The sequence below is a fragment of the Pontibacter brevis genome, from assembly GCF_054779655.1.
The window spans coordinates 42,769-60,480 of record NZ_BAAGXV010000087.1; the positions used below are offsets into that span (position 1 = coordinate 42,769).

The following is a 17,712-nucleotide window of genomic DNA, read 5'->3' on the forward strand; positions in this document are numbered from 1 at the left end:
GGCTTGTTCAGGGAGTTAATTCCTCTGGAAAAGCATTTACTTCTTTATCTTCACTTCCTGCCGTTGCGGTGTTTTGCCGAGGCGGGCTGCCAGCCATTGCACGGCGATGATGGTTTTAGCGTCGCGCAGGGGCTGGCTCAGCAACTCCTCTTCACTAAAGCTCACTATTTCTATCTGCTCGTGTTCCTCATCCAGGCCGCCTCCTTCCTCTGTTTTTGCGCTTACCTCGGCATAGTAGAGATGTACCACCTCGGTGCAGGCACCGGGAGAGGTGAAAAAGTCCCACACATGCTCAATATGGTCTGCCTTGTACCCGATTTCTTCCTCTATTTCTTTTAGTATTGTTTTCTCCGGATCATCTTCCTCCACAATACCGGCTACTACCTCCAGCAGTTCTGTTTCGGCGCTGTACCGGAACTGCTTAACAAAAATGTACTTGTCCTGTGTCGTGTCATATACCAGAGCCGTGGCTGCACTGCCACTGTCAAACTGCTCCCTTTCTATCTCGTCGCCCTGGTTTTCCAGTATCACTTTCCGAAAAGTATAAAAGCCGTCGTATATTGTTTCCCGTCGCTTAATCTTCATGCTGTCTTTTTATTCGTGTAGCACCTGTTTACGCTTTTTGGCCTGTTGCAGCTATCATTGCCGGGTAGAAATCTGATTCATGCGGAGCAGAAACACGCTGTCAGCACAGTAAACCAAGGGTTATGAGTAAAGGTGGTGCTTAGCCTTGATTCCTGATGCTGCTGTTTAAGGTATTAATGCGTAGAGGGAGAATAGGTGTTAATTACCATATTCTTATTAAAACTTTAGATAAATTGTGAGCGGGAACTTCAGGCCTTACGTATAAGTTTGGTAGTGGCGTTAAGTCATGCGTAAGGGCACGGGGTTATCCTATGCTATTCGTAGCATATGAAATTCAGATGCTCCGGCATCGTTAACATAGAAGAACCGAAAATGGGAGAGAACAATTTAATAAGGGTAATACTGACGGATGACCACAACATAATCCGTCAGGGATTAAGATCCTTGTTGGAGGGTGATGATGACGTGGAAGTGGTAGGAGAGGCCTCAAATGGGCAGGAACTGCTGGAGTTGCTGGACCATATAGCTGCAGACGTTGTGCTGATGGACATCAACATGCCTGTGATGGACGGATACGAAGCGACAAAGCAGGTAAAAGAACAGTTTCCTGATGTTAAAGTGCTGGCGCTTTCGATGCTGAACAGCGAGCCATTTGTGCAAAAAATGATGGAAAATGGTGCCTCGGGCTATATTCTGAAGAATACCGGGAAAGCGGAACTCCGTTCTGCCATTAAATTAGTTGCCAGTGGCAGCCAGTTTATGTGTGCCGATTTAGCTATTAAGTTCCTGCATAAGTCCTCAGGCCCGGAAGAAGAAACAGAAAAGGCGAACCGCAGCAACAGTGTGCTTTCCAAGCGCGAGTTGGAGGTGCTGGGTTTGATTGCAGAAGGCTATACCAATGCTGAAATTGCTGATAAACTTTTTACAAGTAAGCGAACCATTGAAACACACAGGCAGAACATCCTGGAGAAAACCAATGCCAAGAACACAGCAAACCTTGTAAAGTACGCCATCCAGAACGGTTATATCAGTATCGATTCTTAGTTACCTGCTTTAAGCCATTCTTTGCAAGGGCAAACGGTCAAACAGGACAAGGCCCATCAGGAAAAGCACAGCTTATGCTGCAGTTCTCCTGATGGGCCTTGCTCGTTTCCTGCCAGTTCTATCCAGGAAATATTACTTCGCTGTGGTATGTGCTAGGCAGAAGTAAGGCTGCATAAGGTGATACCAAAAAAAGAGGGCCTTCGCTTTCAACTACTGTCGAAAAGTGAAGGCCCTTCCAAATTAGCTACATGACACGGATTACCTTAAGCACCCATTTATCAGCATCCACATCATTAGCTTTTCTGGAACTGTTATAACAGGACGTCTTCCCGTATTGGCAGTGACTAAAAGATTGCTTAACCAACCAAAAACATCTTTGCACTGTGTAACAGTCGTTTCCAGTCTATACGCCCTTCACGCCGCCAAGGCTTACAAAAGTGCTGTTATTGGTTACTAATACAGCGAAACTACCATTTTATACGGTCTGCCTACGTATCTATTTTCTTTTTCCCGGAGAGAAAAGAACCTTCATAACCACTATTATCGTGCTTCTCGCCTCCTTGGCTAGTTTATCAGGGAGTACGCATACCTTTAAAACAGGCGGTAATTGAAGAGAACGCAAAAAACAGTTTAGGCAAATAGAGAAATATTAAAAAAGCTGCTTCGGATAACTGCGTTATTACGGTATTTTCAAAGTGGAAATACTGAATAATGCCTGCCTGACTTGACCTTAGTGCAAACAAAACGTAAATTTAGGTAAATAAAGAAGATTAAAAGCAGCGCCAACCTTTTGACGCATATGTTTTTATAACGCTTTATTTACAAGACTAAGGAGCGGCCAAACTTAAACGGGTGCTGAGAATGGCCCTCCTTACGTCTTGCTTTTTAGCACAGGTGCTCTTCATACCCACCCTTCCCCTCACCCTTAGAGGTAGCAGCACCATAACAGGTGTTGTCGTCAACCATGCACCCCTTCACTTAATGAAGTAAAGTTATGAGAACAGCAAAAATCAATAGCAGTCATAGCAGCCCACGCAAACTTTCATTCAAAAAGGCAAATACACAGGAAGCGCAGAACAGTGGTCAGATGTGCCCTCCCGTAAAAAGAACCGGTTTTGTTAAAGTAAAAAAAAGCACTCGTACATCCGGCGGGGGAGGTTATGCTACTGTGGCCTACGGCTTAGCTACAGACGAAAAAAAGCCAGATTTAAACACTGGCTCCTCTTATAGTGATTTTATTCACTTTAACTACGGGGCAGCAAGCGAGCGTGCCCGTCCATCTGACCCAGACAATGCATAGCAGCCCTTACCTCTTCATAGTGTAGGTAGATCAAAACAGTAGTTAACCAGGAACACACCAGATTTCATAGTTAATAGTTTTAGTTCGATTAAGTTTTGTTTTAACATGTTTTGCAAGTAGTAGATGTTCTTGTGTTCAAATAGATGAAGCCTGCACTTTGCAGGCTTCATCTATTTTATGGGGGTGCATTATCAGCAGCCCTGTTTTCCCCAACGTGCAGCAAAAGAAGGATTCTAACGCTGAAATTGTACGCTTTCGAAGGGTAAATCAGTATTTAGTCCTGAATCATGATAGGTGTAAGTACTGAAATTGCACTCTGTGTTTAACTCTTGAAACCTGCCAACGTAAATCCTCACACCTTATCCCCCGGCAGCCATGCGGCAGATCTACTTGTCAAAAGCTTCTGCTCAGGCTAAATGAACTGCTGCTTTGCACCGCCTGGAGCTGGCTTCAGCAGGATAAGAACAAATATTTTACAACAGGTAGATGAAGCAGAAACAAAGGCAGGACAGCATGAACAGGCCGGTGTCACAGTCGCTGAAAGAGTATGCGCGCGGCATAGCCGGTGGGTTGCTTTTTAGCTTTCCCCTGCTCTATACCATGGAGGTGTGGTGGGCCGGCTTTATTGTGAAGCCACTGGACCTGCTGGTGCTGGTGGTGGTAACATACCTGCTGCTACTGGGCTATAACCGCTTTGCTGGTATGCGGGCTGATGCTTCCTGGCGCAGTGTGTTCGTGGATTCTGTAGAGGAGATGGGAATAGGCCTCACCCTGTCCTTCGGAGTATTGCTGATGCTGAACCGGGTGAATTTAAGCAGCATGTCTGTTGAGGAAATCATGGGCAAGGTGATTATAGAGGCAATGGCTGTATCTATAGGCGTGTCGGTAGGTACGGCGCAACTGGGCGTAGGCAGAGAAGGTGACCCGCAACGGCGGGACACCACCAGTGCTGAACCTGAAGAAGACTCAAAAAGAAGAGCGTCCGGCAAAATGGCAGCGGTTGTACTTTCTATTTGCGGCGCCATACTGGTGGGAGGCAACGTGGCACCGACCGAGGAAATACTCATGATTGCAGTGGAGGCAGAGCCTGTTCATATACTTTTTATGGCTATTGTCTCTTTGCTGCTAAGCCTGGTGGTCGTGTACTTCAGCGACTTTAGAGGCACAGCCATGAGTCTGTCGGGTAAAATGTTATATGATGTCACGTTTGATACCTGCACCTCTTACCTGCTTGCACTCGCTGCCTCTGCCTTTGCCCTGTGGTTCTTTGGCCGCTTTGAAAACATGAGCTTCTGGAATGCCGTTGCCCAATGTGTTACGCTGGGGGTAATTGCGACGCTGGGTGCTTCTGCAGGGCGACTGCTGATTAAGTAGATTCAGATGGAAGAGAATAGCAAAGGGAATGAGGTCATAGACCAGAAGAACATGCTGGAGTGGGCTGTGTTCTGGGCAAGCCTGCTGTTGCTTATAAGTATATTCAGCTACCTGGGTTACCACGTCTATGCCGACAAACCCTCCACTCCGGATTTATATGTGGAACTGTGGCCTGACCCTTCTGCGCAACAACCTACCCGGTACAGAGTGCAGGTGCATAATAAAGGCGGCGAGACAGCAGAGTCGGTGATGGTAGAAATATACCTGCAGGAGGATGGGGAGCAGCTGGAAAAAGTGGAACTGCAGATGATGTTTGTGCCAAAGGAGTCCAGGAGAGAGGGCTGGGTGATTTTTAACCGTAAACCTAAGAATGAAAGCAGTGTCAAAGGCCAGGTGGTAAGCTATCAAAAACCCTAGCACCTGCCTCATCTCTACATTTCGCTATTCAGAACAACACGAAGTGAGCATAAATAACAGCAATGTTGATTGAAATGACCGTCTAACAACTGAAACACAAAATGACAAAGAAGAAAGTATCTGATCGACATAAAGACCATCAAGAGGCTCCGGTTCCCAAAGGGCGGCTGCTTGCTATTGGCGGGCATGAGGATAAAGGAAAAGCCAAATTATCAGAGGAACAGGAACGAAACGTGAACTTTGAGAGCCAGGAAATCCTGAAGTTCTTTGTTAATGAATTGAAAGGCGAGAACCCACTGGTGGCCATCGTACCTACAGCGTCTACTGTTCCCCTGGAAATCGCACGGGATTACATCGACGTGTTTAAAGAGCATAACATCACGAACGTAGAAGTAATAGATATACGAAATCGCCCTGATGCCAAGAATAAAGCGTTCTGTGACATAGTAGAGCGGGCATCAGGCATAATTTTCCCGGGCGGCGACCAGTTGCGCTTAACTGCTATATTGGGAGGCACGGCCGTGTTGGAACTCATGAAAGAGCGGTTTACCTATGATGAAGGCATTATTATAGCAGGCACAAGTGCCGGAGCCGCCGCCATGTCTACTCCAATGATTTACGAAGGGGAAACAAAGGGGGGCTATATTAAAGGAGACGTTCGTATTACTACCGGTCTGGAGTTCCTGAAGAACGTGGCCATTGATACACACTTCATCGAAAGAGGCCGTATCGTACGCATGGCGCAGTGCATCGCAACAAATCCGGGTTGTGTGGGCATAGGACTGGAGGAAGACACTGCTATTTTTGTAACAGAGGGAAAGCAGGTACGTGTAATAGGTAGTGGGCTTGTAACGGTGGTAGATGGTATGGGCATTACGGATACCAATATCTATGAGATTGGTACAGGAGAACCCCTTACAGTGCGTAATATGAGGGTGCACTTGCTGTCTAAGAACGAGTGCTACACCATTCCTACCTACGATCAGCTGCATATTTAAAATAATTCAACATCAGATATTCTTGAGACCTGACCTGAGTTTAGTTGCCAAAATACAAGGAGCCTACTGGTTTATAACCGGTGTCTGGCCTTTTGTGCATCTGCGCAGCTTCCTGTGGGTTACAGGTCCGAAAGAGGATATCTGGCTGCTTTACACGGTGAGTGTTCTTATTACGGTGATAGGTGGCGTGTTGCTGGCGGCTGGTATTCGTAAGGTAGTAACGCGCGAGGTGAAGTGGCTGGGCATAGCCAGCGCGGCCGGCCTGACAGGCATTGATGTTTACTACGCCCTGACAGACGTGATCTGGGATGTGTACCTGCTGGATGCGGTAGGAGAGGTGGCGCTTATCTGCCTGTGGTTCTGGGCCGGCACAAAAGGGCTTGTGGCAGTTGAAAGAAACAAAGATTGAAGGGAGGAGAAATCAAATGCAGCAAATTGGAGAGCAGTTTAAAAAGAGGCATTACCCTGATATAAGGGAGCTGGCGGAGAAAGAGGTGCCCCTGTGTGTGAATGAATACGAATTGCGCCGGCACTGCGTGGCAGTAAGTGTCCTGCAGGAGTACATGACGCTGCCCTCTGACCCGAGCCTGATACCCAGTGCAGACGGTGCTCTGGATGCCCTTGTGCTGACAATGCCTGCTTTTGCGCTGCAAGGCGAAAACAACCCGCTGTGGGAAGCCTACCAGGACCTTATCCTGAAGCTGCCCCCTGATATAAAGCTTTTCATTATGGTGCATGCTTCCGTGGAAGGCAGACTGCAGAAATGGCTGGAGGAGCAGGACCTGGTGAGTCGCACAACCCTGTACCGTGTGCCGGCACAGTATGAAAATACCGCCTGGGTAAAAGATGAGTTTAAGCTGGTACGGGATGCAAAAGACGGGAAAGTGTACATGGTGCAGCCCCACTCCAGCAGGAAAGCCTCTGACGAGTATGTATGCTACCATGCCAGCAGGGAGTTTGGCTGGGAGCGTGTAAAAGTACCGCTTTACTTTGAAAGCGGGAACATTCTGGTGGGAGACAACTTCTTCCTCCTGGGTGCAGACCACGCCGTAGACACTTTCCTGGACCTGAACGAGTTGGTGCCGCAAACAAGAAACCTTTCTGCCGGAAAGGCGCTTATTGAGCCTTTTCAGCGGTACCTCGACCAGGAAAGAGCTTTGTTCTTTATTGGAAGTGCCTTGAAGATTCCATCCGAAAGCAGAAGAAGCTTTCTAAGAGAAGGAGAAGAGTGGACGGAGGTTATGCACCTTCTAAACAAAGAAGGAACTGCGCAGCCCCTCTTTCACCTGAACCTGTTCCTGTCGCTGGCAGGCCGGAATGAGGAAGGCAGGTACCGGATACTGGTCGGGGACCCGCAGATGGCTGGAGACCTGCTGGGCAACCACACCACAGCACTGGCCACACCCGAAGTTTTCGATAACATTGCTGAAGTTCTGGGTCGGCTTGGCTTCGATGTAATCCGTAATCCCCTGCCTTTGATTTTTGTGGATGACGAGGAGGAGCGGGTGCGTACGTGGTATTTTGCCTCGTATAATAATGCGCTTGTGGAGATAAAGGGAGCGCAGGATAAAACGGTGTGGCTACCCACGTATGGCCACGGAAGCTGGCAGGAACTGGAGGTGACAGACCAGGAGAATGAGGCAATATGGCAGCGGCTTGGGTTTAACGTTATCAGGCTGGGTGACCACCATCCCTTCGCTGCCTACGCAGGAGCGATACAATTGATCACACGCTTTATCAGGAAGTGAGCTGGAATGTTTATTTCCCCAGAGCCGCTGCCCAAAGCTGTAACTGAAAGTATTGCCATCTACCTGCTATACGAATGAAAAACTACATCCTGTACATCAAGTAAATCAAGCCGGAATTTTGGCGGGGCAATGTCGTTGAAGCTTTTAATCGCTTCATTCAGGTGAGCCCTGTCCACATGGTTCTGGATATTCTTGTCTGCGTCGATCACCACCGCGAGGGCGTGTTTTGCGATTACATCTTCATGCGCATTGTAGGGGCTCTGGTGCAGCAGGTTCTGCAGGCATTTGAGCAGCCGTTCGTTTATCTGTAAGTCTCCTTTACCGTAGGTTCTTATCGGGCTCAGGTAACGGTGCAGCAACTCATCCAATGAGACATTCCTGTCGATTACCCGTAAGTTCTTTTCCTCGTCCAGCAGGCAATTCCGGTCTTCGCACTTTACCCTGTATATGAAAAGGAGTGTCAGGAAATCAATGGCTTTCAGAGCGGTGCCCGGATCATTAATGCCGGGGCTAAGTGCCTTTACGGCAACCTCTGAGATCTGTTTTACCCCTTGTTCATAGTCTTCCATCACCACTTCTTCCTCGCTCAGGTCAAAGCACCTTTGTAAGTCGTCTGAAAGGTTCCCGTATTCTTTCGGGTCGGCAGAAAGGCGTATCAGTGGGGTGCCTTCCACTGCAAATGCGCCAATTTCCACCATTATTTCAACCTGAAGATCATACCTTTTTGCAAGCTGTTGCAGCGCTGCCAGATTAACGCGCCTTAAGTAGCCGTTGCCCTGGTTCTTGAGTGTGTAGGGAAGCGCTCTAACGTTGGCCACCTTTGTGCTTTTGGTCCTGTAGGCCAGTTCTCTTTCAAGATGCAAGGCATATTTTGCTTTCCGGAAAACGCTGTTCAGGATGTTATCCACTTGTATGGACTTCGAGATGGAATGGATAAAGTACACAAACAGCACCAGGCAGACAACAGCGAAAACCATTGCCAGTAGAGTGGCGATGGCAGGCGTTTCGTTGCCACCACCTCCCTCCGTTTTAAAGTTGAGCAGCAGGAGAAGGGTGTAGATAATGGTGCCAATGTAAAAACCGAGCACTACCTGGTGGTAGTGTACTGTTGCCAGGCCGGGTATTACGCGCGGTGACTGGTTGTTGGAAGCCTGGCTCAGCACAATCATCACCATCGAGAAACTGAACACAGTTAGCGAAATAATGCCACTGGCTATTGTACTTAGGATTATCCGTGCATTATCCTCCTGTGGTACCAGTAAGGAGGGGAGCCTGCGCTCTACGGCAGAAGCCAGGGGCAAAGACTCATAGTACAGGGTGCCCACTGCCAGAAGAAGGAAGGCAGTGGAAATGATGGATGGAAGAAAGGCTATGCTGCTGGTAAGGGGTGCCTCTTTTTTATAATAAGAAGAAGTTAATTTTCTTTGCATTTGCAGTAACTAATTCTTGTTCTGAAGAAGTCGTAAACGTTGCGTTTAATGAGTTTCGTCTTTCCAGACGGCCACAAAAGGTTCTCCGCCCTCTATCCGGTAAGCTCTTTTCATCTGGTTTGTGTTGAAGGCGATGGCTACCTCTCCGGAAGGCGAGACCGCAATAATGCCTTTGTCCCCCTTCAGTTTATCATCATCTCCTTTGATTGCCTCCTCACAGGCTTGCTGTAAGGAGTTTCCTGCATATTTCACCCTAGCGTATACGTCGTGAGCAAGCACGCCTTTCATAATAGGCTCGCCCTCTCCGGTGCAGCTAACGGCACAGTAACCGTTATGTGCATATGTCCCGCCCCCGATAACAGGGCTGTCGCCTATGCGCCCTTTCAGCTGAAATGTTAGCCCCCCTGTAGAGGTGGCTGCTGCCACGTTGCCGTCTTTGTCAACGGCCACAGCACCAACTGTGTCGTGTTGCTCGGTCAGCTGCTCCTCCACCTCGTCTTTCCACTGTTTTGCCTTTTCCTCTGTCACAAAGTAACCAGGTTCCTCCATCTCAAGCCCCTGGCTCAGGGCAAAGGCTTCGCCTCCTTCTCCGGTCAGCAGCACGTGCTTGCTTTCCTGCATAATGGTTTTGGCCAGGGTGATGGGGTGCTTCACATAGTGTATGTTGCACACAGCACCGGCTTTCAGGTCTTTCCCGTCCATAATGGCTGCATCGAACGCAGTTTCTCCCTGTTTGTTCAGGTTGGCCCCCCGGCCGGCATTGAACAGCGGAAAGTCTTCCATGCTCCTGACGGCTGCTTCCACAGCATCAAGGGCACTGCCACCCTCTTCCAGCACCTCGTACCCGGCCTTTAACGCCTGCTGCAGGCCTTCTCTGAATTGTTTCTGTTTTTCAGGGCTTATCGATCCTGGTTCTACAGTTTCTGCGCCTGCATGTATCACGATGGCATATTTGCTCATTGCCCCTGTTTTTAAAAAATGATGAATAGAAGAAGAAGACAATTTTTATTGCAAAGGTCGAAGCGCCTCTGTCTGATTTATATAAATGAAGGCATCGTAGCGCTCCGGTAGCACAGACGGTACATAGTTTCCTGACTCTGAGTTAGGATTATAGGTAACCCCAATGGCCCGGTGCCCGATGCGCTGCATGAACCGCTGCCGCTGGCGAAGTTCGTCCATCAGGATGATTTTGTCTGAAGGTCCGTGCCGGTGCAGCATCCATTCCCAGCTGTTGGGCTGTGCTGCAGGCACCGTCATGGTTTGGGTGGCAGCCCCCCAGCTTTGGGAAGCAATCACTGTTCCGCTATAGGTGCCAAAGCCAACGATGTAAACGATTTCCTGGCCGTATTCCTCACGCGCCAGCTGGCCTACGTTCACCATACCGTTATCTGCCATGGTGGTTGCCCGGGCATCGCCTATGTGTGTGTTATGCTCCCACACAATGATTTTTGCATCCGGGCCATACTGTTCCAGCAGCCTGTCGATGGTACCCATCATGTGCCGGTCACGTATATTCCACGACTGGACATTACTCACGCCGGCAGCACGGTAGTAGCGCTCCGCATTAACGGCCACCATTACATTCTGCAAGGCGTTAAAAGCGGCTTCGTTTCGTGGAGCTTCGGCTGCAACCCTGTTTTCCACGGCTTCCAGCAGGGCAGCCAGTTCATCGGCACAGTTGTCTGTTGAAGAACGGGTCGCGCTGATGTAGGCGTTTTCATTTTGGTTGTAAGGGGCAAAGCAGCGCATTGCCTCACGGGCTGTCTGGGCTGCAGCCGGATCTGTGCGCTCCAGGTAGGCTGTAACCTCATCCATCGACTCCCAGATACCATACACGTCCACTCCGTAGAAGCCCACCTGTTCGTTTGTTGCCCTGCCGGCGTTGTAGGCCTGCAGCCAGTCTGCCAGGTCTGCTATTTCTTCGTTTGCCCACATCCAGGTCGGCCAGCGGTCAAAACCCTGTACAAGCGCCTCCTCTGCTGTAGCAGCATTGCTGTTGCCCCTGATGTAATTGTTCAGGTCATAGGCATCAGCCCAGTCACTTTCCACAGCGATGATTTTGAAGCCCTTTTCCTCAATCAGCCTTCTGCTGATTTCTGCGCGCCAGGTGTAAAACTCTGAAGTACCGTGTGAGGCTTCTCCCAGCAGTACCACCTGGTCATCACCGATTTCATTCAGGAGTACATCAAGGTCAGCTTCAGATTGCAGGGGATGGACTGCCTCGGCTGGAAATTCACTTGTGGTTCCTGTTGTATTGTCCTGCTCTTCTCTGTCACAAGAGAAGAGCAGGATGGTAAGTAATAATAGTAGTGGGTGTATTTTTTTCATCCTCTCGTCCTTTCCTTCAGTAATATGATTTCACCTCAACAACCGACGCAAATCAGGTGATAGCTTTTTTGCATCACACAGGCCCCACTGGCAGGATTGTTTCCTCCGGGTCTACCTGGTGCCGGTTTGGGTGTTATAATACTTTTTCTATACGGTGTGGTTGAACAGGAGTACCAGGTGAACTAACTTTTAGTGTTTTATGCTGTACTTATACAGGTTTATACGGAGAGGTTTATTTAAATGATCTTTATAAAAATAGGATTAAACCGATTTATGGTTTAAGCAATGCAAAGGTGCCGTCTCTGCCGGTACTTTCTCTCTTATAGTTTGTTTTGGAATAGTTTTAGATCCCCGGTTTCAGAAGGCGCAGGAAGCAGGTTGTAAAACATGCAACTCTTCTACAGAATTTTGTAACATAGAGCGGGAGGAACGGGAGTACCTTTGTATTGGTCGGAACAGCTGATTATGGGCAAAGGCCGGATAAAACTCCTGTGCAGATATGAAAATTAGCCATCATGGCGGAAGCGGCCAGGAATACGTAAAAGGAACTGAGATTGCTAAGTGGGAAGAATATAAATGATGAAGAACAACAAAGCAGATATAGAAACAGATTTTAAACCATTGGAAATTACGTCACCCAGGACAGCCAAATCCCCTGGTCCGCAGGTGGATAGTTGCTGCTCCGGTGGGGCGTGTGGTGCGGCCGCAAGGCCAGCGTCAGAGGCACAGGAAGAGGCAAAAGAATCGTACCTGCCCACCATCATGAGCTTTGTGCTCCTGGTAAGCGGTATCGGCCTGGATTATTTTGATGTAGCCTGGTTTACGGGCCTGGTCAGGTTCCTGACTTTTGGCGTGGCTTATGTGCTGGTAGGCTGGCGTGTGGTGTGGCATGCTTTCAGGAGCATGCGAAGCAGCTTCTTTAATGAGTTTCTGCTGATGACGGTGGCTACACTGGGTGCTTTTTACCTTGGCGAATATGCCGAGGGAGTGGCCGTGATGCTGTTTTACGTGGTAGGGGAGCATTTTCAGGAAGCAGCCGTAATTCGCTCCAGGAGGTCTATCCGGGACCTGGTGGATAACCGCCCGGACATGGTAAACCTGCAGTCAGCCGCAGGAGTAACCAGCGTGCCAGCCAAAGGGGTAAGAATAGGTGACTCCATACTGGTGCGACCGGGTGAAAAGGTGGCCCTGGATGGCGAATTGCAGACAGCGACAGCCGCCTTTAACACAGCAGCACTCACCGGCGAATCGAAGCCTGATACAAAGCGGGGAGGCGACAAAGTGCTGGCAGGCATGATTAACCTGAACACTGCTGCCACACTGCGGGTAACGGCTGCTTATGAGGATAGCGCCCTGTCCAGGATACTGCAACTGATTGAGGAGGCAGGTAGCCGCAAGGCCAAAACTCAGAAATTTATTACCCGCTTTGCCAAAGTGTACACACCTGTTGTGTTTTTCCTGGCGCTGGGCATCACGCTGTTACCATACTTTTTTGTAGACACTTATATGTTCGGTGACTGGTTCTACAGAGCCCTTGTGTTCCTCGTTATCTCCTGCCCCTGTGCTTTGGTGGTGTCTATACCGCTGGGCTACTTTGGAGGCATCGGTGCTGCGTCGCGCAACGGTATCCTGTTTAAGGGCGCCAATTTTCTGGACCAGGTCACGCAGCTGGATACGGTTGTGATGGACAAGACCGGAACCCTGACGGAAGGCGTTTTCGAGGTGCAAAAAGTGACTACGCTGTGGCCTGATGAACAGGAATTTCTGAGTTATGTGGCGGCGGTAGAAGGTTTTTCCACGCACCCGGTAGCGCAGGCTGTTACAGCATATGCCGGTAAGGGAAACGTACAGGCAACGCAGGTGCAGGAAGTGCCCGGCCATGGCGTAAAAGGCTGGGTAAACGGCCGTGAGGTATTGGCCGGAAACGGAAAACTCCTGCGCCAGCATGGGGTGACTTATGATGCCTCCATTGATGCCGTACCTGAGACCACGGTGCTGGTAGCCGTTGATGGGAGTTATGCCGGGCACCTGGTGATTGCGGATAAAGTAAAAGCAGATGCAGCAGCTGCGGTAAAAGCATTGCGCAGGCAGGGCGTGAAGCGCCTGGTGATGCTTTCCGGCGACAAAGACGCGATTGTGCAGAAACTGGCAAAGGAACTTCAGCTGGATGAAGCTTATGGAGGCCTGTTGCCACAGGATAAAGTTGCTAAGGTGGAAGAGCTGAAGGCGCAGCAAAGGAAAGTGGCCTTTGTGGGAGACGGAATAAACGATGCTCCTGTGATAACACTTTCGGACGTGGGCATGGCCATGGGCGGTTTAGGCTCCGATGCCGCCATCGAGACCGCGGATGTGGTGATTCAGACAGACCAGCCTTCTAAAATTGCCACGGCCATTGCCGTGGGTAAAAAGACAAAGCAGGTGGTGTGGCAGAACATCGGGATGGCTTTTGGTGTGAAGGCGGCTGTGTTGCTGCTTGGTGCTGTAGGTGTTGCTTCGATGTGGGAGGCCGTGTTTGCTGATGTCGGCGTTGCTTTTCTTGCCATCCTGAACGCTGTCAGGATTCAGCATTCAAAGTTCTAGAGGTTTAATAGAGCTCCTGAGGAGCAGCCGTATATAGAAATTCTGGTCGAAGGCTCCGTAGAGACGAACTGTGAGAGGAAATGCTCCCGCAGGTTATTTCTACGGAGCCTTCGCCATTCCCAGGCTGGCTGTAAACAGTCAGATTCATCGGAGCTATTTTCTTAACTGCTCTTTCCGAGCCTGAAGCCGTTTAATACCAGATAGTGTGCAGCTCCTTCCATAAAGCCACAGGCTTTTCTATTCTTTGGTGCGAAGTGGATGATTTTCAAGCCTTTGGGTTGAGCGCCTTCTCCCAAGACGAGGCCTCTGCCTTAGGAGCTAGGACCAGAACCATGAAACAGCAGGTCTGGTGCCGCTGGATAAGCGGGCGCAACGGCAGCTTATCCAGACTAACACCATTATAAACTGTATGCTGCGCACTTAAACCCACCCCTAGCCCCTCCTTGGAGGGGAATTAATCTGCTAATACACTTCTGCGGCAGCATCAAACTTAAAGTCTGAAGTAAAGTGAAATTTCAAAGCCGGGTAAGACTCCTGCACCGACCGAAGGACCCAGGCCGTATCAGCGAAAAAGACAGGGTTCTCGTCTTTGTCGTAGGCAATGCTGCTCCCTTTAAAGGAGATAAAACGGGCCAGCGCTTCTTTGTCGTCTGAGGTAATCCAGCAGGCCTTGTAGTAATTGAGGTTGTGTAAATCGGCGGTAGCGCCGTACTCCTGCAGCAGGCGGAATTTTATTACGTCAAACTGCAGCTCGCCTACCGTGCCAATGATTTTGCGGCTACCAGGCTGCTGCACAAAAAGCTGGGCCACGCCCTCGTCCGTCAGCTGCCGGATGCCTTTCTCCAGCTGCTTTGTCTTGAAAGGATCCCTGTTTACCACCTCCTTGAATATCTCCGGTGAAAAGCTCGGCAGGCCCTTGTACTGCAGCAGTTCACCTTCTGTGAGGGTGTCGCCAATTTTGAACGAGCCGGTATCATACAGGCCCACTACATCGCCGGGCCATGCCTCTTCTAATAAACTTTTCTCGTTAGCCATAAAGCTGGTGGGGCTGGAGAAACGGATTTTCTTGTCGAGGCGCGTGTGGTAGTAGAACTTGTTGCGCTCAAATTTGCCGGAGCACACCCGGCAGAACGCGATGCGGTCGCGGTGGTTGGGGTCCAGGTTCGCGTGGATTTTAAAAATAAAGCCGCTGAAGGCCTCCTCCTCCGGCAGTACCTCGCGCTGCGATGCCTCTCGTGGCTGCGGGAAAGGTGCAATTTTTACAAAGGTATCCAGCAGCTCGCCAACCCCAAAATTGTTGATGGCACTGCCAAAGAATACAGGAGCCAGGTAAGCCTCCCTGTACAGGCTCAGGTCAAAGTTCTCGTAATACTCCTCCAGGAAAGCCACATCCTCCCGCAGCTGTGCGGCAAAGCTTTCTCCTACGAGCTGGTCCACCTGCGGGTCTTCGATGTTTTCTATTTCAACCACATCTTTGGCTACCTTGGTCTTGTTTACAGAAAAGAGGCGGAGTTCTTTCTCATATATGTTGTAGACGCCTTTGAACCTGGCTCCCATACCGATGGGCCAGCTGAGTGGGCGCACGTGGATGTTGAGCTCCCGCTCCAGTTCGTCCAACAGCTCGTAAGGCTCACGGCCTTCCCGGTCCATTTTGTTGATGAAGATGATAACAGGCGTGTTGCGCATGCGGCATACCTGCATCAGTTTACGGGTTTGCTCCTCCACGCCTTTCACACTATCCACCACCAGAATCACACTGTCTACTGCAGACAAGGTACGGTAGGTGTCTTCGGCGAAATCGCGGTGGCCGGGAGTGTCTAGGATGTTGACCTTATGGCCTGCATACTCAAAGCCCATCACAGAAGTGGCCACGGATATACCCCGCTGTTTCTCTATTTCCAGGAAGTCGGAGGTGGCTGTTTTGTTAATCTTATTGCTTTTTACGGCTCCCGCTGTGTTGATAGCTCCTCCAAACAAAAGCAGTTTTTCAGTAAGGGTAGTCTTGCCCGCATCGGGGTGGCTTATAATCGCGAATGTCCTTCTTTTAAGGATTTCTTCAGTCATCATCAGGTTCAGGTAATCTCTGGTCTGCGCCGAACCAGGAAAAAATTAAAGATGTAAACAATGCTCCTGTTCACGCTGCCTATACAGGAATGGGAAAAGCGTGTCAAGGTTGCGTTGGACGCTGCTATTTCTATAACAAAGCATAAGGCTATAAAATTACAAAACCAGCAAGTGCAAACAAAGTGGAAGAGGGGAAGGGGGCAGGAATTGTGCTACAGGAGCAGGCAGATGGTTCGGGGGGAGGAGCTAAAAAAGTATATCCACAAGGAGGAGGATTCTCTTCTCTTGTGGATATATCTTGTTGCTGTCAGTTTGTTATAGGTTGTCTACTTCAAATGAAATTTTAGCATTCACACCGTAAGACACAATCTTGTTGTCAGTTACGTTTGCATTCATTTCCTTGATGTAAATTGACTTGATGTTCTTTACAGACTTAGCTGCCTCAGCGAGGGCATTACGTGTCGCATCATCGAAACTCTGTTCTGAACTAGCGATTACTTCTATTACTTTTACTATCGGCATGTTATTAAGCTTAAAGTGAAACAATTTTTACTACAAAAATTTCTACGCGACAATCAGCATATTGTTAAAGAAAGTACGGGCAGCTGGTGCAAAATGTGTGTAAAGCCCCTGCCTGTATACCGTAAGCGCCCCATAAAAGCAGCCTTTTTACTACACTTATAACCACGCTACGTCAATGCCGTTGCTGACTTGATTTCATGGTATAAACTCTTTCTATCCTGGCAAGGTCAAACCTACGAATAGCCCCTTCTATGACTGGGGTAAGGATGATGTCCCTTACTTTGTCGATAATGATGCCGGTAAAGAAAACCAGAAGCGTTATGAGCAAAAGACTGAAAAAGTGTAGATAAGCCGAATCATTCTGGCTCATATGAAACAGGTTTTCGATGAGGTATTTTCTGGTTATCTGGTGGTCGTGAAACAGGTAAACTCCCAGAACATAAGGAGAGATGCTGTTGATGAAGCCGCTTCTGAACCGCAGGTTTTTAAAGAAGAAGAAAAACGAGATTGCAGCAAGCATTACGAGCGGGTTATTATAAGCATATATTTTGACCACACCTGTCTGGCTCAATTGGGTAATACTAAAAAAGGCGAGCAGGAATACAGTAAGTGAAGAAAACACATAAACGGCAGGGGAATACTTTGTCAGTTTATCCAGATTCACATACCTGCTGAAGTACTGCGCAATCAGGTAAATATGAATAAAGCTAATCAGGGAGTACCCCCCGTTTGTGCCTACGATAGGGCCTGCCGAAAACACAAAACCAGAAACACTGTTGATGAACGTAATGCTCACCAGGATGAAAAGAAACTGGTGCTTCGTAAAAGTATCGATGGCATTGTTGAGGAGCGGACTTAACAGATACAGTCCTATATAGGCGGTAAGAAACCACCAGGTGCCAGCAAAAACAGAGAAGGCTGCCTTGATGTAGGCTTTAAGACTAATGTACTCCAGAGACAGCATGTCTGCTGCCAGGTTGATGGCAAGGGCATAGAAAATGGCCTGGAAGAACAAGCTCAGGAGTGTTTTAACTTTGAACCTGATTCTGTAAAAGCCGGAAATAAACACAAAGCAGTTTACGGCAATAACCAGAAAGCTCTTCAGAAAGACATAGGCCACCGACGACTCATTGTCTATCTCATGATCTCCTATTGGTCCCCCCATTTGTGCGCCATGCACAATCAGGTGATACCCGATAATCATGAGCATGAGGACAATCCGCAGCAGTTCTATGTTTGAATCCCGTGTTACTTTCTTATCTTTTATAAGAGCCATGGTTTTATAGTTATGCGGGCCTAAGGTATTTTAGCTACTGTTGAGT

The 17,712-nt window shown here is 48.9% G+C and carries 15 protein-coding genes; 8 read left to right on the plus strand and 7 right to left on the minus strand.

Annotated features, from left to right (window positions below; translation table 11 throughout):
* Positions 1 to 36: 36 nt before the first annotated feature.
* Positions 37 to 585 carry an NUDIX domain-containing protein gene (locus ACYVB1_RS19110; RefSeq protein WP_460925413.1) on the minus strand — a complete coding sequence of 183 codons (549 nt, stop codon included), beginning with the start codon at positions 583 to 585 and terminating at the stop codon, positions 37 to 39.
* A 327-nt stretch (positions 586 to 912) separates the two neighbouring features.
* Between ACYVB1_RS19110 and ACYVB1_RS19115 the strand changes: the two genes are divergently transcribed.
* The 7 genes from ACYVB1_RS19115 (at position 913) to ACYVB1_RS19145 (ending at position 7,466) form a co-directional block, all read left to right on the plus strand.
* Positions 913 to 1,629, plus strand: a complete 717-nt coding sequence (locus ACYVB1_RS19115; protein WP_460925414.1) for a response regulator transcription factor — start codon at positions 913 to 915, stop codon at positions 1,627 to 1,629.
* Positions 1,630 to 2,623: 994 nt separating this feature from the next.
* Positions 2,624 to 2,929, plus strand: a complete 306-nt coding sequence (locus ACYVB1_RS19120) for a hypothetical protein (RefSeq protein WP_460925415.1) — start codon at positions 2,624 to 2,626, stop codon at positions 2,927 to 2,929.
* Between the two features lie 486 nt (positions 2,930 to 3,415).
* Positions 3,416 to 4,303, plus strand: coding sequence for a TIGR02587 family membrane protein (locus tag ACYVB1_RS19125; RefSeq protein WP_460925416.1), 888 nt, complete (start codon positions 3,416 to 3,418; stop codon positions 4,301 to 4,303).
* A gap of 6 nt (positions 4,304 to 4,309) precedes the next feature.
* On the plus strand, positions 4,310 to 4,720 hold the full coding sequence (locus tag ACYVB1_RS19130) for a hypothetical protein (protein ID WP_460925417.1): 411 nt from the start codon (positions 4,310 to 4,312) through the stop codon (positions 4,718 to 4,720).
* A gap of 101 nt (positions 4,721 to 4,821) precedes the next feature.
* Positions 4,822 to 5,718, plus strand: coding sequence for a cyanophycinase (locus tag ACYVB1_RS19135; RefSeq protein ID WP_460925418.1), 897 nt, complete (start codon positions 4,822 to 4,824; stop codon positions 5,716 to 5,718).
* Positions 5,719 to 5,740: 22 nt separating this feature from the next.
* Entirely contained in the window at positions 5,741 to 6,127 is a 387-nt protein-coding gene (locus ACYVB1_RS19140; protein ID WP_460925419.1) for a hypothetical protein, read from the plus strand.
* Complete coding sequence (locus ACYVB1_RS19145; protein ID WP_460925420.1) at positions 6,108 to 7,466, plus strand: hypothetical protein; 1,359 nt, start codon at positions 6,108 to 6,110, stop codon at positions 7,464 to 7,466. Before ACYVB1_RS19140 ends, ACYVB1_RS19145 begins: the two co-directional genes overlap by 20 nt.
* Before the next feature lie 59 nt (positions 7,467 to 7,525).
* Here ACYVB1_RS19145 and ACYVB1_RS19150 read toward each other — a convergent pair whose 3' ends face one another.
* Genes ACYVB1_RS19150 through ACYVB1_RS19160 form a run of 3 tightly spaced genes read right to left on the minus strand, consistent with a single transcriptional unit; the run spans position 7,526 to position 11,224 of the window.
* On the minus strand, positions 7,526 to 8,896 hold the full coding sequence (locus ACYVB1_RS19150) for a DUF2254 domain-containing protein (RefSeq protein ID WP_460925421.1): 1,371 nt from the start codon (positions 8,894 to 8,896) through the stop codon (positions 7,526 to 7,528).
* A 45-nt stretch (positions 8,897 to 8,941) separates the two neighbouring features.
* Complete coding sequence (locus ACYVB1_RS19155; RefSeq protein ID WP_460925422.1) at positions 8,942 to 9,856, minus strand: isoaspartyl peptidase/L-asparaginase family protein; 915 nt, start codon at positions 9,854 to 9,856, stop codon at positions 8,942 to 8,944.
* Positions 9,857 to 9,901: 45 nt separating this feature from the next.
* The gene (locus tag ACYVB1_RS19160; RefSeq protein WP_460925423.1) at positions 9,902 to 11,224 is read right to left on the minus strand and encodes an erythromycin esterase family protein; all 1,323 of its coding nucleotides are present in this window, start codon (positions 11,222 to 11,224) and stop codon (positions 9,902 to 9,904) included.
* 576 nt (positions 11,225 to 11,800) lie between these two features.
* On the opposite strand from ACYVB1_RS19160, the gene ACYVB1_RS19165 reads away from it, so the two are divergent.
* Positions 11,801 to 13,804 (plus strand): heavy metal translocating P-type ATPase, encoded by a 2,004-nt coding sequence (locus ACYVB1_RS19165; RefSeq protein ID WP_460925424.1) that lies wholly within the window; start codon positions 11,801 to 11,803, stop codon positions 13,802 to 13,804.
* Between the two features lie 462 nt (positions 13,805 to 14,266).
* On the opposite strand, the gene ACYVB1_RS19170 is transcribed toward ACYVB1_RS19165, so the two are convergent.
* The 3 genes from ACYVB1_RS19170 to ACYVB1_RS19180 all read right to left on the minus strand — a co-directional run bounded on the left by ACYVB1_RS19170 (position 14,267) and on the right by ACYVB1_RS19180 (position 17,666).
* Positions 14,267 to 15,871: a peptide chain release factor 3 gene (locus tag ACYVB1_RS19170; RefSeq protein ID WP_460925425.1), complete on the minus strand. Its 1,605-nt coding sequence runs from the start codon at positions 15,869 to 15,871 to the stop codon at positions 14,267 to 14,269.
* 312 nt (positions 15,872 to 16,183) lie between these two features.
* On the minus strand, positions 16,184 to 16,390 hold the full coding sequence (locus tag ACYVB1_RS19175; RefSeq protein ID WP_460925426.1) for a dodecin family protein: 207 nt from the start codon (positions 16,388 to 16,390) through the stop codon (positions 16,184 to 16,186).
* A 172-nt stretch (positions 16,391 to 16,562) separates the two neighbouring features.
* Positions 16,563 to 17,666 carry an acyltransferase gene (locus ACYVB1_RS19180; RefSeq protein ID WP_460925427.1) on the minus strand — a complete coding sequence of 368 codons (1,104 nt, stop codon included), beginning with the start codon at positions 17,664 to 17,666 and terminating at the stop codon, positions 16,563 to 16,565.
* Between the last annotated feature and the right edge of the window lie 46 nt (positions 17,667 to 17,712).